This is a genomic window from Mucilaginibacter sp. SG538B, from assembly GCF_013376065.1.
GTDB lineage: Bacteria > Bacteroidota > Bacteroidia > Sphingobacteriales > Sphingobacteriaceae > Mucilaginibacter > Mucilaginibacter rubeus.
On record NZ_JABMJI010000002.1, the window covers coordinates 1,434,682 to 1,451,125 of the forward strand.

The 16,444-nt window shown below is 42.3% G+C and carries 16 protein-coding genes; 7 read left to right on the plus strand and 9 right to left on the minus strand.

Annotation, left to right across the window (positions count from 1 at the left end; all coding sequences use genetic code 11):
• Positions 1 to 20 precede the first annotated feature (20 nt).
• Positions 21 to 338: a hypothetical protein gene (locus tag FHW88_RS15770; RefSeq protein WP_090535036.1), complete on the minus strand. Its 318-nt coding sequence runs from the start codon at positions 336 to 338 to the stop codon at positions 21 to 23.
• Between the two features lie 129 nt (positions 339 to 467).
• Complete coding sequence (locus FHW88_RS15775; RefSeq protein WP_090535037.1) at positions 468 to 782, minus strand: hypothetical protein; 315 nt, start codon at positions 780 to 782, stop codon at positions 468 to 470.
• Positions 783 to 1,638: 856 nt separating this feature from the next.
• Between FHW88_RS15775 and FHW88_RS15780 the strand changes: the two genes are divergently transcribed.
• Both FHW88_RS15780 and FHW88_RS15785 read left to right on the plus strand, forming a co-directional pair.
• Positions 1,639 to 2,331, plus strand: a complete 693-nt coding sequence (locus FHW88_RS15780; protein ID WP_176626662.1) for a ferritin-like domain-containing protein — start codon at positions 1,639 to 1,641, stop codon at positions 2,329 to 2,331.
• A 12-nt stretch (positions 2,332 to 2,343) separates the two neighbouring features.
• Positions 2,344 to 3,189 (plus strand): ferritin-like domain-containing protein, encoded by an 846-nt coding sequence (locus tag FHW88_RS15785; RefSeq protein WP_090535042.1) that lies wholly within the window; start codon positions 2,344 to 2,346, stop codon positions 3,187 to 3,189.
• A gap of 74 nt (positions 3,190 to 3,263) precedes the next feature.
• On the opposite strand, the gene FHW88_RS15790 is transcribed toward FHW88_RS15785, so the two are convergent.
• Positions 3,264 to 3,710, minus strand: a complete 447-nt coding sequence (locus tag FHW88_RS15790; RefSeq protein ID WP_176626664.1) for a thioredoxin family protein — start codon at positions 3,708 to 3,710, stop codon at positions 3,264 to 3,266.
• An 84-nt stretch (positions 3,711 to 3,794) separates the two neighbouring features.
• A complete protein-coding gene (locus FHW88_RS15795) occupies positions 3,795 to 5,534 on the minus strand; it encodes a DUF6600 domain-containing protein (protein WP_176626666.1) in 1,740 nt (579 codons plus the stop codon).
• A 204-nt stretch (positions 5,535 to 5,738) separates the two neighbouring features.
• Between FHW88_RS15795 and FHW88_RS15800 the strand changes: the two genes are divergently transcribed.
• Positions 5,739 to 6,701 (plus strand): isopenicillin N synthase family dioxygenase, encoded by a 963-nt coding sequence (locus FHW88_RS15800; protein ID WP_090534465.1) that lies wholly within the window; start codon positions 5,739 to 5,741, stop codon positions 6,699 to 6,701.
• Positions 6,702 to 6,771: 70 nt separating this feature from the next.
• Positions 6,772 to 7,146, plus strand: a complete 375-nt coding sequence (locus FHW88_RS15805) for a hypothetical protein (protein ID WP_090534467.1) — start codon at positions 6,772 to 6,774, stop codon at positions 7,144 to 7,146.
• Between the two features lie 98 nt (positions 7,147 to 7,244).
• Here FHW88_RS15805 and FHW88_RS15810 read toward each other — a convergent pair whose 3' ends face one another.
• A complete protein-coding gene (locus FHW88_RS15810) occupies positions 7,245 to 8,483 on the minus strand; it encodes an MFS transporter (protein ID WP_175490116.1) in 1,239 nt (412 codons plus the stop codon).
• A gap of 143 nt (positions 8,484 to 8,626) precedes the next feature.
• Here FHW88_RS15810 and FHW88_RS15815 point away from each other — a divergent pair, with 143 nt between their 5' ends.
• Complete coding sequence (locus FHW88_RS15815; protein ID WP_176626668.1) at positions 8,627 to 9,508, plus strand: LysR substrate-binding domain-containing protein; 882 nt, start codon at positions 8,627 to 8,629, stop codon at positions 9,506 to 9,508.
• 182 nt (positions 9,509 to 9,690) lie between these two features.
• The gene (locus FHW88_RS15820; RefSeq protein WP_176626669.1) at positions 9,691 to 10,326 is read left to right on the plus strand and encodes a hypothetical protein; all 636 of its coding nucleotides are present in this window, start codon (positions 9,691 to 9,693) and stop codon (positions 10,324 to 10,326) included.
• A gap of 73 nt (positions 10,327 to 10,399) precedes the next feature.
• On the opposite strand, the gene FHW88_RS15825 is transcribed toward FHW88_RS15820, so the two are convergent.
• The 4 genes from FHW88_RS15825 to tilS all read right to left on the minus strand — a co-directional run bounded on the left by FHW88_RS15825 (position 10,400) and on the right by tilS (position 13,815).
• Complete coding sequence (locus FHW88_RS15825; protein ID WP_090534471.1) at positions 10,400 to 10,837, minus strand: hypothetical protein; 438 nt, start codon at positions 10,835 to 10,837, stop codon at positions 10,400 to 10,402.
• A 2-nt stretch (positions 10,838 to 10,839) separates the two neighbouring features.
• Positions 10,840 to 11,781, minus strand: coding sequence for a hypothetical protein (locus FHW88_RS15830; RefSeq protein ID WP_176626671.1), 942 nt, complete (start codon positions 11,779 to 11,781; stop codon positions 10,840 to 10,842).
• Between the two features lie 217 nt (positions 11,782 to 11,998).
• Positions 11,999 to 12,481, minus strand: a complete 483-nt coding sequence (locus tag FHW88_RS15835) for a hypothetical protein (protein WP_090534476.1) — start codon at positions 12,479 to 12,481, stop codon at positions 11,999 to 12,001.
• Positions 12,478 to 13,815 carry a tRNA lysidine(34) synthetase TilS gene (gene tilS, locus FHW88_RS15840; protein WP_176626673.1) on the minus strand — a complete coding sequence of 446 codons (1,338 nt, stop codon included), beginning with the start codon at positions 13,813 to 13,815 and terminating at the stop codon, positions 12,478 to 12,480. The genes FHW88_RS15835 and tilS overlap by 4 nt, the downstream gene beginning before the upstream one ends.
• Before the next feature lie 51 nt (positions 13,816 to 13,866).
• Between tilS and FHW88_RS15845 the strand changes: the two genes are divergently transcribed.
• On the plus strand, positions 13,867 to 16,443 hold the full coding sequence (locus FHW88_RS15845) for an OstA-like protein (protein ID WP_176626674.1): 2,577 nt from the start codon (positions 13,867 to 13,869) through the stop codon (positions 16,441 to 16,443).
• The last annotated feature ends 1 nt before the right edge of the window (position 16,444 follow it).

The window sequence follows — 16,444 nt, forward strand, 5'->3', positions numbered from 1 at the left end:
ATGAGATGTATTTTAGTAATTTACTTCACATCCCTGTACTGGGCACGCGGACGGGGGTCTTCCGGGAGGATTTCCATTTCCGGAAATTCGATATAATGGGCATACCATTGTATGGCGCCTACCAAATCCAGCGCGTCTTCGGCAGCTACACTAACCGTTTCAAAGGCGTAAAGCTTCTGGTCGGCGTAGCCGTAAAGCTGAATCTCGTTGTCATCCGGACTAAATTGTTCTTCATCAAGGCAGTAAACTTTTACCTTGAGGCGTGTATCCCTGGAGTGGATCACATCCCTACAGGGGTTTTGGGGATCGGTTGCCAGTAAATATACATTATAGTCCATAATCGGTTTAACAAAGTTTATATGGGATGGTTTCTTTATTAAGCATTTAATACTCAGAATTGTTTGATTTTTTAATCTGTTTCCCCGGGTGTGGAAATTGCACCCTCGTTTGGGGAAAAAATCTACAGTTTAATATTTAAGTAATATTAAAAAGCTGTTTTTAAGGTATATAGATGCATGTTTAACAATTGGCATTTCGTTTGAATAAATGTTATTACCCTTCTCAAAGGGTTGTTTTTCATAGGTAGATGTAGGGTCGAAATACTGCGAGAGTATTTCGACCTTTTTTATTATCCAATGTTTGGTGCCGGTTTCCTCTTTAAGCAGGTTTATGTAACCGGATAGGTCATCCAGTTTGGGTGATGATGGGTGAGGTAGTTTAGCCGATCGAGTTTTAACCTCTGGGAAAATTATACCACTATTTCCAGGAAAGTATTTACTCACTTTATATTCACTACGCCTTTGAAAATGCGTTCTGAGTACTGGAAAGGCATTTTGGCATTTGGCCCCTGGTTTGAATTACAGTTAATACCCTTACTAAAAAGGGTTGTTTTTCATAGGTAGATGTAGGGCCGGACCAACTGCGAGAGTTGTCCGGCCTTTTTTTATTACGGCGTTATGTTGCCTGATAATTAAAATGTAGCCTGCCGAAATTAACCATTGGGAAATTAATTCCCGGTTTTGGGTGTCATTTCTACACATTGAGGTGGGGTTGTGTTTTAAAAAGCTGCCAATTAGGCATTTAAAGCCATTTTTAAACATTGGCATCAGGTTTGAATATAGTTTAATACCCTTCTCAAAGGGTTGTTTTTCATAGGTAGATGTAGGGCCGGAATAACTGCGAGAGTTGTCCGGCCTTTTTTATTTAGCGGAAATTTCAATCTCTCTCTGATCTGATTGCTTTTTAATTAAGAATATTTAATGACAGTAGCTTATAATCCCCGATTTTGGGATTGCTTTCCACACGGTGACAACTGTTAGCTTCAAAAAGCTTATTTATAGAAGTTTAAAGCGGTTTTATGATTTGGCACCCGGTTTGGATAAGTATTAACACCCTTCTCAAAGGGTTGTTTTCATAGGTAGATGTAGGGCCGAAAAGCTGCGAGAGTGTTTCGGCCTTTTTTATTATTCCCAATTTTTTCTGAAGTTTTTTTAGCTGTAAATAGGGCCATGGGTTTTACCTGCAGTTAAACACTCCAATTAAGAGTAGATTAATTATCGTAAATTGAAATCTGTTGGATTATAACGGGCGTATATCCATCTACAAGATAACTAATTATAGCATTAAAAATCGAATTCTATGAAAACATCTGAACAGGAAAGCATAGGCGGAGCAAATATGGCCAGGAGGTCATTTTTACGCTATGCAGGGTTAGGCGTGGCATCAGCCGGACTCTTAGCTACAGCAGCTTGTCACAAAGACCATAAGGTAATTGTTGGCGGGGGCATTGATATCGGTGCCAAAGGCGATCTTGCGATCCTTAACTACGCTTACGCGCTTGAGCAACTGGAAGCTGCGTTTTATATCCAGGTAATTACCACCCCATATTCGGGGATGACCTCCGATGAAAGAGCGCTTTTAACAAGTATTCGTGATCATGAGATACTCCACCGTGAATTTTTCAAAGCTGCTTTAGGAGGTAATGCAATCCCTGCTCTTACCACCGATTTCAGCACTATCGATTTTACAAAAAAAGCAGCCGTACTTGGTGCTGCTAAAGCATTTGAAGATACCGGTGTTAAAGCTTATGATGGTGCAGGTTACCTGATTAAGGATGCCGGTTATTTAACCATTGCCGGTAAAATTGTATCGGTTGAGGCCAGGCACGCAGCATTGATCAGTAATATGCTGATGGCAGGGTCATTTGCTGCCGATGACCAGGTAGACAGCAACGGTTTGAACAAATCAGCTACCATTGCCGAGGTATTGCCTATCGCAAACACCTACCTCAAAACTAAAGTGAGTGCATCCAATTATAGTTACACAGCTTAATTCCACATCGCCATGAATTTATTTAATATAATAGACGAGATAGAAAAATTTGATCCCGAACTGAACGACAGGCTTAATCCGCGTCGTGCAGCTATCAAAAATATAACCAGCTTCGGTTCAAAAGTGGCTATGGCTGCTGTGCCGTTTGCCATGGGTACCATGCTCAAAAAGGCGTACGGGGCTGCTGCTGCTCCAACAGTGATTGAGGTTTTAAATTATGCTTTAACACTTGAATATCTTGAGTCGTCATTTTATAATACAGGTGCTGCCTCAGCGGGGTTGATTCCTGCTGCAGGCGCCTCTTATATCAACACAGTAAAAGACGACGAAAACCAACATGTGGCCTTCCTGAAATCAGCCATTACAGCTTCGGGCGGTACGCCGGTTACTTCGCCCAAGTTTGATTTTACAGCAGGCGGCGGCACAGGTAACGGGCCCTTTAAAGGTTTGTTCGGAAATTACAACTTGTTTTTGAAGGTGGCGCTGGCTTTTGAAGATACGGGTGTACGTGCTTATAAAGGCCAGGCACCTAACTTACTGGGCAATAAAGATATTTTGACCGCGGCTTTATCAATCCATGCGGTTGAAGCCCGCCACGCATCGGCTATCCGACAGTTGCTGGGCGTTTCCCCGTGGATTACCAGTACCGCTACTTTGGGTAATGATACCGGTGTGACGCAGGTTAACGGAAATTACGATGGCGAACAAAACGTTACCCAGGGTGGTGTTAACGTTACCACATTACCTGGTTTATCAAGCTCTTCAACTTCTGTTGAGGTGGCTACCGCAGCTTTTGATGAGCCATTATCTATGGACCAGGTGTTGGCTTTATTAGTAGGTACTTTTATCTACACCTAAATAAAGTTGTTAATTGAGTTAAAAAAAAGACCGGTTGCTTATAGCGCCGGTCTTTTTTTATAGGTTCAATTGAACTATTTATTCAATGCCTGCCTGCCAAATTTAATGAGGTCATTTGCCCTGATATAGCCTACGGTTCCTGATACGGGTTTGCCTTTGCTGGTAAATATAATCATGGTAGGGTAGGCCTGCAGTCCCCATTCGGCAGCCAGGGCAGGGCCTTGTCCTTTTTCCATGTCGATAGCTACATTTACAAAATTATCGTTGTAAAAATCGGCTACTTTGTTGTTTTTAAATGTGGTAGCCTTGAGCATTTTGCAGGGACCACACCAAGTGGCATAAGCATCAACAAAAATATATTTGTTTTGACGGGCAGCCTGTTTTAGAGCTTCGGTCCAGGAGTTTTCAATAAAGTTGATTTGGGTTGATGGCTTGCTTACGTTTTCCTGTGCCCTGACGGTGGAACTGAGTACGATAACAAGTGCGATGATAAAATAATTAATATGCAGGAATTTCTTCATTGTTAATAATAGCGATTATAAATAAAAACAGCACGTATATAATGCTTTATACGTGCTGTTTATTGTAGCGGTTATAAATTTATTCTACCGGTTTGCAGGTCGCCTTTCCTGCTGCTGGCGTTGTTGTTGCTGCTGTTGCTGACGCTGTTGTTGTTGCTGGCGTTGCTGCTCCTGCTGCTGACGTTGAGCCTGCATTTGTTGCTGGCGTTGCTGTTCCTGTTGCTGACGTTGAGCCTGCATTTGTTGCTGGCGCTGTTGTTCCTGCTGCTGACGTTGGGCCTGCATTTGTTGCTGGCGCTGTTGTTCCTGTTGTTGACGTTGGGCCTGCATTTGTTGCTGGCGCTGTTGTTCCTGTTGTTGACGTTGAGCCTGCTGTTGTTGCTGGCGCTGTTGCTCCTGTTGTTGACGTTGAGCTTGCTGTTGTTGCTGGCGCTGCTGCAACTGCTGCTCTCTTTGAGCTTGCTGACGTTGTTGTTCCTGTTGCTGCCTTTGTGCCTGCTGGTCAGGTTGGCTTTGTGGGCGCTGTTGTTCACCTCTGGCCTGCTGTTGTTGCTGGCGCTGTTGTAACTGCTGCTCTCTTTGGGCCTGCTGTTGCTGCTGTCTCTGTTGTACTTGTTGTTGCCTTTGGGCTTGCTGTTCCTGCTGTTGGGACTGCGGACGGTTCTGCTGCTCGCTTTTTACCCGTTGATCTTGCTGCCTTTGCTGTAATTGTTGCTGACGCTGGGCTTGTTGTTGCTGCTGGCGTTGGGTTTGATTATTTTGTCTTTGATCAAGCTGTTGTTGCCTTTGTGCTTGTTGCTGTTGCAGGCGTTGCTGAGCTTGATTGTCTCCCGGCCTTGCATTTGGCTGATTTGGGCGTGCTCCATTTTTCGGGTTAGGCCGGGCTGCCGGGCCTGGATGGTTAACCTGTACTATTTTGTTATCAGGTCTTTCGTTACGGGCAATTTGACGCAGACGGGCCGCATTATTGGGGTTGATAGTTGCGTTACCGCCGCGTCTGTTGGCGATGCCATCATTAGGGTTTTGCTGCCTGTAAGCGGCAGCGTTTACTACCCTTGCAGGTCGTGCATCGGGTGCTTTTCTTACTTCCGGACGGTAAATATTTACTGTATTATTAACTACCCTGCCGCCGCCGTTTGGCCGGTTAGAGTTGTTAATGTTGTAAACACGTACGTTACGGTTGTTGGTAACCTGCCTGATCTCGTTAATTCTTGGGCCGGCTATATAGGTACGGTTATTATTAACATAGGTGTTGTTAATAATTGTTGTTTGATGAATAATGTTAACTACCCGTGTTTGCGGCACATAATAATTATAGATATTTGGCCTGGTGATGTATGCCTGTGGTGCGCAAACCCAGTAGTTGTCGGGCACATTATAACTATTGCCAAAAGAGATATTGATGCTTATACCTGGCTGTAAAGGCGCCCAGCCGTAATAACCGCCGCCGTGCCTCCAGCTAACCCATGCCGGTGCCCATTCATGGCCCGGGATCCATTCCCAGCCATAATAATCATCATAGCGCCAGCGCCCATAGTGGAACGGGGCCCAGCCCCATTCATAATCGGATACCCAGGTATTGCCATAGTCGGTTACTACCCAGTGGCCCCGGGTAGCGTATGGCCTGAAATTGTCGCCGGCGTCCGGGATCCAAACGTTACCGTATTGCGGGTCGTTAACCCAGGTACCGTAAGGGTCAAGTTCGTCGTAAAACTCCTGGTCGGATACATAGCCTCCTTCCTGGGCTTTACTCATGTTTGGTGCGGCAAGCATTATTAAAAATGCTATTAAGCTAATACCGCATATTTTATTAATAAATTTCATAATAATGTATGTTTAAGATGGCCTGTCACATTGGTGTTGCTGAATGTATGACAAGCAGAAGTATAAAACGTTTAAAGCAAAAATTGTTTTAACGAGTTAATGCGAACAGAGCCAGTGTAATTATGGGGATAAAATTTTATTGCTATCTTGTGTACCGCGCTTAAAAATTAAATAATTTTGCTTCCTGTTTTATAAACTATAACTATGAGCACAATAACTATTCCACGCCTGGATCTGAATACCTATATAAACGGCAATGCCGATGAACGCGAGCAATTTTCGAACGATATCGGCAAGGCTTTTAACGAAACAGGATTTGTTACCATTACTAATCACGGTCTCAGTAAAGAATTGATAGATAGGCTTTACGACCAGGTTAAAACGCTGTTTGCCCTGCCCGATGCAGTAAAACAGCAATATGAAATCCCGGGCTTAGCAGGCCAGCGCGGATACACCGGTAAAGGCAAGGAAACGGCAAAAGGTTTTAAAACCCCCGACCTGAAAGAATTTTGGCAAATTGGCCAAACCGTAACTGATGACGAGGTACTGAAAGCACAGTACCCGGATAACGTAACCGTTAATGAGTTGCCCGAATTTAACCCAACCACCATCGAAGTGTACAAAAAACTGGAAGCAGCAGGTAAGCATTTGCTCCGCGCAATCGCCGTTTACCTCGAATTGCCCGAAAACTATTTTGATGATAAAGTTCATAACGGTAATTCCATACTTCGCACCCTGCATTATTTTCCGATAACCGACCCCGACTCGGTACCAGATGATGCTGTGCGCGCCGGAGCTCACGAAGATATTAACCTGATCACCCTGTTAATAGGAGCCAGCGCCGACGGTCTTGAACTGTTAACCCGCGATAATACCTGGTTCCCGGTTAAAGCTTATGGTGAAGACCTGGTAGTTAACGTTGGCGACATGCTGCAGCGTTTAACCAATAACAAGTTAAAATCAACAACCCACCGCGTAGTAAACCCACCGCGTGAGCTGATGAAGTTCTCCCGTTTTTCCGTGCCGTTTTTCCTGCACCCAAAATCGAACATGGATTTGACAAGTCTTGATTCATGCATTGATGAGCAACATCCTAAGCTGTATTCTGATATTACCGCAGGCGAATACCTGGATGAGCGCTTGAGGGAAATTGGTTTGAAGATGTAATGCAAAGACACGTTTATAACAACAAAAGCCCTTTCAATTTTGAGAGGGCTTTTCTATAATATCTTTCCCAATGATACCCGAAGAGAAACCTCACCACCCATTTAACGAAGATTTTTGCATTTACCTTGAATATCATTTATCAAAGACATTCAGAAATTTTGAAGATAATGAAATAAGACGTTTTTGGTGCGATGGGGTGGCAATGCCATTTGTTGATGAGCAATTAATGGCTAAAAGCGTTAATGACATCCGCAAAATTATAACAAAGGCTTGGATTGGTGCAGACGGGCAAGGGGAGTATGAAATGACGATAAATTTCGGCCCGAAAGCGCTTAGCTGGTATGCACGGGGATTGGATCTGAAAGAATGTGTTCCGTCTGAAGAATCTTTGGATTGGATTACGTTTGCAAGAGATGAAAAGAAAATTGAGTTGCGGATTCTATAACTTTATCATGATACGGAAGCGCATGGCATCTTCATAACAACAAAGCCCTCTCCAAACAGAAAGGGCTTTCACATTTTATATAGGTAGATGATATAAATTTACTTAACAAATACTGCTTTTCCTTCAACACTTTCCCCGGCAGCTTGTCTTCTTTTATATAATACAAAGAGTGCGGTTGCTAATACCCCGATAATTCCCTCAATACAAACAGCCCTGCGTGGCCCAAGCTCATTGGCTAACCAACCGGCCATCAAACTTCCCACCGGGATCATGCCCTGGTAAGCCATTACATAATAGCTGATAGCCCTTGCCCGCATAGCCGGGATAGCATGGGTTTGGATATAGGTGTTGATGGCCGATGTTTGCGCCATCATACCAACCCCGGTAAATACCATAAATATTAAAGCAAAAGGGAGTTTGCCTGCATAGGCCACCATCAGCACGCTTGTACCAAAAATAAGACTTGCTATCGACATGATCTTTACCAGGTTTTTATTACTCTTCAGGTTAGCCAGATATACAGCACTAATTACTGAGCCTAAACCAGCTGCGCTCTCAAACCAGCTGAAGGTTTTTGCATCGCCATTAAAAAGATCTTTGGCGAAGATTGGCATCAGTGTATTAAATGGTATCACAAACAGGCTGCTTGCAGTAAGCATCAGGATCATGCTGCTCAGGTCGCTGTCACCGGATACGTATCTGAAACCTTCCTGTAATTCTGTCCAGATACTTTTTTCTGAACGGACAGGCACTATGGTGTTTAGCTTCATCATAAATAAACAGGTGAGCACAGGGATATAGCTCAAAAAGTTGCCAAAGAAACAAACATCCTCACCAAAAGCACTTAGTACGATGCCTGCAATTGCCGGGCCTGCAATACGTGCCAGGTTGGTCATGGTTGAGTTTAAGGCGATGGCATTAGGCAAATCGGCCTTGTCATCAACCATATCAACCATTAGTGATTGACGGCAGGTAACGTCAAAGGCGTTTACAATGCCCTGCAACAGGCTGAGGCCAATAATAGCGGGAATATTATAGATTTTGAAAAAGATCATGAACGCAAAAGCACCGGCTTGAAGCATGGATACTACCTGGGTAATAACTAAAATGCGGTAACGGTTATGCCTGTCAACAATACTGCCCGCATAGGGTGCCAATATTAATGACGGGATCAGGCTCACAAAACTCACAATCCCTAATAAAAGGGCCGAACCGGTGAGGCGATAAACCAACCAGCTCACTGCTGTTTTTTGCATCCATGTGCCAATGAGGGATATTGACTGACCGTAAAAAAACAGCTTGAAATTACGGTATTTTAAAGAGCGAAACACATTCATTTGTTCAATTCATAACAAAAGCAAATTCAGGTGAGTACTTAATGCAAGACTATTGAATTGTTTTATGTTGCAAATATCGCCCATATCAATACATTTGTAAAATAGATTGTTTTAATAGGATTGATAGATAAAAACGATTAATTATGGAATTGCGTCAATTGCAATACTTTGTTAAAGCTGCCGAAACCATGAACTTCACTGAGGCAGCAGCTGCTGTGTTTATAACACAAAGCACGTTATCACAGCAAATCAAACAACTGGAAGAGGAACTGGGCATGCTGCTGTTCGACAGGATTGGCAAGCACGTACGGATCACTGAGGCCGGTCATATATTTTTAACTCATGCCCGCAAAATCCTTAACGATGTGCAGCGGAGCAAGCAGGCCATCAGCGAATTGCAGAACGCCACCATTGGCGAGTTGAACCTTGGCGTTTCATATGCATTTACTTCTTTGTTATTACCCGCACTGGCACCGTTTAGCACCAAATACCCCGGTATCAAAATCTTTATCACCTATGGCAGCCCGGAAGAATTAGAAAAGAAACTACGCCTGGCCGAACTGGATATGATCCTCGCTTTCCACAATGAAAGCGACGACGAAGACCTGGAAATGCAGGAATTGTTTAGCTCGAGCGTGGTCATGGTGGTATCTAAAAATAATCCGCTGGCCCAACTCAAAAAAGTAAGTTTGGAAGAATTGGCTAAGCTTGACCTCATCCTGCCGGGAAAAGGCTTCAGTTCGCGCGATTTTATCAATGATCTGTTTAACCGTAAAAAGATAGTGCCCAATATAAAAATCGAGCTCAATGATGTGCATTCATTATTAGCCTTGGTTGAGAACGGCCATTGGGCAACTATCCTGAATGAAAAAGCTATCATAGGCTGGAATAAAGTTATCGCCATCCCCATCGAATCAAAAGATATCAAAAGGCAATCATACATATTATGGCAAAAAGGTGTTTACCGTAAAAGGGCAGCTATTTTATTTATTGAGGAATTGATGAAGGTGATGGAGAGTGTGTGAGAGAAGATATCTTCGTTTGATATTATGAATGATATAAATATCATTGGCGATTGTTTTTGATAACCAATGGTTTGTAATAAGGATTGACGTGTGGAAAAGTTGATTAATATTAAATTATAATTGAAATAGAGATTAAATATCTCAATTATTTAATCATCTTTAAGTCCTAATTATTTAAACACATGAAGAAAACCTTACTCTTTGTCACGATTTGTTTAATCGTGTTGAATGCTTCTGCTCAATCATCGAAGCAAATTTTTGAAAGTCCTAAAATGAAGGATGCTATCAAGACTCATAAAACGGTAGCTATTTTGCCATTTATTGTAAGTATAACTTATAAAAAACCGCCCAAAGGTTTTGATTATGCTGCTAATAAAGAACAAGAATTGAAATTAGGAAAATCTATCCAGTCGAGCATGTACACGTACCTTCTTAGAAAGGGTAGTGATTATACAGTTGATTTTCAAGATGTCGAAAAAACCAATGTGCTTTTAAAAAAGTACAAGCTTGCGGATAGCCTTGATTCACATACAAAGGATGAAGTTGCAAAACTACTTGGTGTAGATGCGGTTATTTATGGCTCTTATGCACAAGAAAGTACAAAATCGGAAGCAGGCGCAATTGTAACAACGGCATTGTTCGGTTTTGGAGGGAAGACCGGAGATGGTAGTATTATTATGCAGATAGCCAATGGCTCTGACGGAGAAACGATTTGGAGATATACCAAAAGGATGAACGAAAGCTTGTGGACATCAACCGACGATGTAATTGAGAAACAAATGAGGAAGATATCCAGAAACTTTCCTTATACAAAGTAACCGTTATATTATTAAAAAGGAATGGTGGCAGTTGAAGCTGTCGCCATTCTTATTCTATTATTATCTTTTATCTCTAATCACTTTTCTTGGTAAAAAATACCCCAAGTACACCGCCCAGTATCGCCTCAAAATAAGGCAATATCTTGCTGGTTTGTTCAAAGGAATCTTTGGCATATTGCTGACCGTGCTGAAATTGATCTTTAGGGATCATAACCAAAACCACCAGCAGGAAACCTATATAAAAAATGCTTACCAACAATGATAGCCTGTAAAAGAAAATATCTATTTGCGCATTGTCGTATTTGTTTTCCTGACTATAAGCCACTATAAAACCTGTTGTAATGAGAGTGAGGTAGGGGACAAGATGCTGTAATAACCATGATGCAATATCTGTAATGGTCTCTTTACCGGTCATCTGCCATAAAATTACGTAAATCAAAAGCAATGCGGATGAACAAAACCAAACTGTTGTTAGCTTTTTCTGGGCTTTATATTTAATGATCGAGGCCATAATCAGGGTTGTAAGCTTTCGGCTATATGTGATTTTTGGAGATGGGTTTGAGCATTGAACCGGGGTGATAACAAAGGTGACAAATGCGTGTTGGCCTCCTCCGATTTAAATTCATAAACAATTACGGTGCAATTATATCCCGGCTTAAAAGGTTTCTTTTTAATGGCATCAGGTAAAACATTGGCCGCCATACGGATCCATTCCAGTGCATTGCCTGCAGTTACAGGGGTGTTAGTTGCATTAAATGGCACATCCGTTACCAAAAAAGCGAAAACCCTGAAATATCCTTTACGGGGAGCAAAAAAATCTAACAGGCTCATGCTTTGGTACCGCCCTTCAGAAAAACGGTCACTGCCGCTAACGGAAGTAGCATCGTCATTAATTTCTTCTACTTTGGTAACTACTACAAAGCCATCAGGAATAGCGTAGTACCCAACGTCACCATAATTGCAATTTGATGAAGTAATAGCCCTATAGATGATATTGCTTGCATCACCTAATAACTGGCAGCTGCTAAAAATCGCATCGTCAAGTACCGCGTAAGTGTAACCTATCGGCGGAGGAAAAGGGAAAGACTTAATAGGGGCAACTGCTTTGTCAAAAGCCACCATCAGGGTATCCTGCGATAACGCCTGGAAATTTTGTTTCTGATCGGTAGTGAGCAATTGACTGGCTTTTTGTCGGGTTTCAGTCTGTAATATCATTAAACTACGTTCAGATACAACAGGCGACATCCGTCTTAGGTCGTTTGCTTTTATTTTATAAGCTCTTAATAATGAATCAAGCCTTCTTTGCTGTTCTGTTGAAAACGCATAACGGGTGGGCATACGGCGCATAATAACCTGAGGAGTAGATTGCGGCCTGGGACGGCTGATTATTTGTGCAAAGGCCAGGTTGCTCATGATACATAAATACCAAAGCAATGCACTTTTAAAGAGGTTCATACCAATTACTTTAAGGTTAAACTATTTGATAGAAACTAATGGTGCCGTTGTAACATATAAGGCAAAAGCTTTATTCAAAAGGCTGCCTGTAGCATACGGTCCAAATATAAACGGTGGTATTTTAAATAACGTAAGTAGTTTTACTCAATATGGTAAATGTGAGCGCGTAATTTTACCTGAATCAGGCGGTTGATGGTCAGTGCATTAAGGGGACTGATTACTTCTTCATCTCTTCCTTTACCGCCCTCAAAAACTCATTAGGATGTTTGGAGCCGATGATATAAAGCAGGCCATCGCGATCTGTAAGGTGGATAGCTTCGTTGCCTGATGTGAAAAAGCGGATGGTACCTTTGGTGTGCAGGTTATAAACCGGGTTGTTGAAAAGATAGCGGCTATAGGTACCTTTTTCAGCCTTGACAATGCTGTTCAAATCTATTTTTACCAGTTTGGTTGTCCATAAGCCATCGAGCATAACGCTTTTGTTTTCTACACGGGTGCGAAAATGCAGCAGGAACCCCATAATAATGGAAATAATGATGATGGCAAAACCTACAACAACCAGTAAATCGCCGTTTCGTTCACGTTCGTCGGTAAAAAAGTAGGCAGCAAAACAAAACATGGCTAAAACCAGGCGTATGGTTAGCGGTATAAATTCCCGGCCAAGGTATTGTTTTTCGGTAAAAACGGATTTATCGCTCATGTTAGTTTAAACAGTTCGAAGATAGTAACTTTTTTAGTGTTATCACTCACTTTATACCTTTCATCGGGGCGATAGCCGCCAACCCACATAATTTCGCCATTGCCATTTATCAGGATTGGGATTTCTTCCTTTTGGTGCAGCGGCACTTTTTGATTAATAAAAAAGTCGCTCAGCTTTTTTTTGCCCTTCATCCCCAAAGGGAAAAAATGATCGCCCTCGTGCCAGGTACGCATTTTTAACGGATAAACTAACTTATCAGCATCAATGGATACTGCCAACGGATTATCTTTTATAATCAGCGGACTATCATCATGCAGCAGGTTAAGCTTATAAACGCCAAAATTTGCTTCATGGTCTGTGGCATTGATAATAACTTCGGACAGGTGGGTCGCTGTTTTTTGTTTGAGAATGATGTTTTCCCTGTCAAGCAATAAGGTATGTGTTCCGGACTCAAATACCCGGCCCGGATGTTTATCAAGTGAGGCAATGAGATCGTCGATGGTAGTTTCATTAAAACCGTATTCATCCAGCAGTTTAAAAAGAAGCAGCCGTTTGGGGTTTAGGTTTTTTACTTTGGTAATGGGCAGGTATGTAAGGTCATTATGTATCTGCGGCAACGCTTGCCTTAATTCATCAAGCTTAAGTTCAAGCAATAGTTCCAGGTCACGGAAATGGAGCAGGTTGTTTTCAAATGTTTTTTCCAGCGATGGGTTCAGTTCCTTCAGCTTAGGTACTACTTCAAGCCTGATCTTATTGCGGGCATATTTTGCCGAGGCATTGGAACTGTCTTCAACAAAAGCTAAACCTTCGGCACTAACAATTGTCTGTATCTCCGTGCGGTTAAGAAAAAGCAGAGGCCGTACCAACCTGCCGTTTTTGGGCAAAATGCCGTGCAGGCCGGCAATTCCGGTACCGCGTGTAAGGTTTAACAATATTGTTTCGATAGTATCGTTTTGGTGGTGAGCAAGCGCAACAACCTCATAACCTGATTGCTGACCGATGGTTTCAAACCACTGATAACGCAAATCGCGGGCTGCCATTTGTATGGATACCCTGTTGTCTGCGGCGTATTGCTCTGTATCAAAATTAACAGTATGAAAAGGTACACCAAGAGCTGTGGCGAGGTCACGGCAAAAGGCCTGATCGCGCAGGGCTTCATTACCACGCAGTTGAAAGTTACAATGGGCAATACCAAAATCATAACCCGCGGCTTTAAGCAGGTGTACCATTAAAACCGAATCGATGCCGCCGCTTACAGCTGCCAGTATTTTGGCAGCAGGCGTAAATAAGCTGTTTTGCTCAATAAAATTAACAAACTGATTAACTGGCAGCATTCATCAAAATTATTAATTTAATAACCCCAACAAAAAACTAATTTTGCCATTGTGAGGAAATACGTTTTATGCTTTTTGTTTTTGGCGATGGCAACTACAGCCATGGCTCAAAAAAAATCAATTGTAAACCTGATACAATCTGAACGAAGCACCGGCGGAAAAACGGCTAGCGGCAAACAGCTGATTAAGGTATATAAAGGTGTGTTTAAGCAGGATTACTCTATCCTCCGGTCGGATAGTGCTTACTTTTATCCCAGCGATAATGCTTTTGATGCTTTTGGTAATGTAAACATAAACCAGGGCGATACGCTGAACATATTTTCGGATAAACTGAACTATAACGGCAATACCAAAACGGCCATCCTTACCGATAATGTTAAAATGGTTGACCGTGATGCCACACTAACCACTAATTATCTTACCTATAATACAGCCAGCCGCATAGGCACTTATACAGGCGGCGGAAAGTTGGTGAATAAGGACAATGTGCTTACCAGTAAAAACGGTTACTATTTTGCTTTTAGCCGCGACTCATATTTCAGGTACGATGTGGTGCTCACCACACCCGATGCTTTGATAAAAAACGATACCCTTAAGTATAACACGGGTACGCGTATTGCCTATTTTTTCGGCCCAACCAATATTTACGGCACCAAGGATAAAGATACCCTGTATACCGAGAACGGTTTGTATAACACCGTTACCGAGCAGGCGTATTTTGGTAAAAAAAACTCATACAGACAGGGTACCAAATCATTAAAAGGTGACAGCCTTTTTTACGATAAGCTGAAAGGCTATGGCCGCGCGGTAAAAAACATCACCTTCGAAGATAAGGAACAAAAAGTAACCATTAAAGGCGACCTGGGTACTTATTACAGGGCCGAAGAAAAAACTGTTGTTACCGAAAATGCTTATGTGGTACTGATCTCCGAGCAAAAGGACACCAGTAAAACCGATACCACGGCAAAGCAATTACCCGCTGCAAATAAGAATGCCAAAGCGGCGGCCAAAAAAGTAACTGACCTTACTAAAATTGCTAATGCTATAAAACCTGATAGCAACCGCAAAGCCCCGGCCAATACTATTCCCGTTAAACAGCCTTTTGCCATAGGTAAAAAGGATAGTGCCAATGTTGATATGGCGACTACGCTGGTACAGGGTGCTTTAAAAAATAATAAAGATGCTAATGCCGATGCTTTGATAAAAGCGGCAACACAGGCCAAAAAAGGGAACGAAAAGCTGATCGATTCGGCACTAAAGGCGGCGGCCCCAGCATTAAAAAACAATAAAGATAAAGCGAATATAAAAAACATAGGCAGCCTGGCCGGGGTGGCCGATGCTATTAAGCCTGGGGTTGCTAAAGTAGCAGGAAAGCTTGTCCCCGTAAAAACAACTGTGGCGCCGAAGGATACCAGCCACATCAAACGCGATTCGATATATATGACTGCTGATACCATTGAAACGCAGATCATGACCTATAAAAACCAGAAAATTTACCAGGAACGCCAGCGTACTTTACGCGATACTACGTTGAAACAGCGTAAACTGGCGGCTGATAAAAAATCGTCAAAGTTCCTCACTGCTTATTATATAAAGGTGCCTAAAGATACAAGTTATTTTCACCGCGATTTTTTTGGAAAGCCTAAACCGGTAAATGATTCATTACAAAGGAAAAAGGACGCGCTCGCTGCCGCTAAAAAAGCAAAGCAGGATAGTATATACCGTGAACAAATGCAACGCGACCCGGTTTTTAAACAATACCCGGTTAATTTGAAAGATACGGCACGTGTGCGGATGCTTATTGGCCATCACCACGTTAAGATCTTTAAATCAGATCTGCAGGCTAAATCCGATTCGGTATTTTATAGCAACAGCGATTCTACCATGCGCATGTATGTAAACCCGATTATCTGGACACAGGGCTCACAACTGAGCGGCGATACCGTATACATGCAAATGCGGCATAAAAAGCTGGATAATATCGAACTTTTCCCCTCGGCATTTATCGTAAATATTGAAAAGGATGACTCAACGCATTTTAACCAGGTATCGGGTAAAAAAATGCGGGGATATTTTAAGGATGATAAGCTTGACCAGATGTATACGTTTGGCAATGCCGAAACCATATATTTTCAGCGCGACAGCGGCAAGGTTTCGGGTATGCAGCGGTCATTAAGCAGCCGGATCCGTACCGTTTTTAAAAAGAACCAGGCTACGGATATTTACTTTTTAACCAAGCCCGAAAATCGTTATATCCCTATCGAAAAAGTTAAAGAGGATGATAAGATATTGAAAGGCTTTTTGTGGAAACCTAAAGAGCGTCCGGCATCAAAAGAAGACATTATTAAGAAGCGTAGTAAAAAAGCACCGGCAACTAAATCTCCAGGAAAAAATGCTCCTGCTAAACCCGGAACTGCTAAGCCGGGAGTGAGCCTCAAAGCGGATAGCCTGAAGAGCCCCGGAATAAAAAACCTCCCGGATAGTACCCTAAAAGTTGATACTGGGAAGAATAATGTAATAAAATTTAAAAAGGATACGATAATCAGAAATTTTGTGCCAAAACTACCCGGAAATGGGCAGAAAAAGGACAGTATTGTTAACAAAACGCCATCTGTTAAGAAAAACTGAT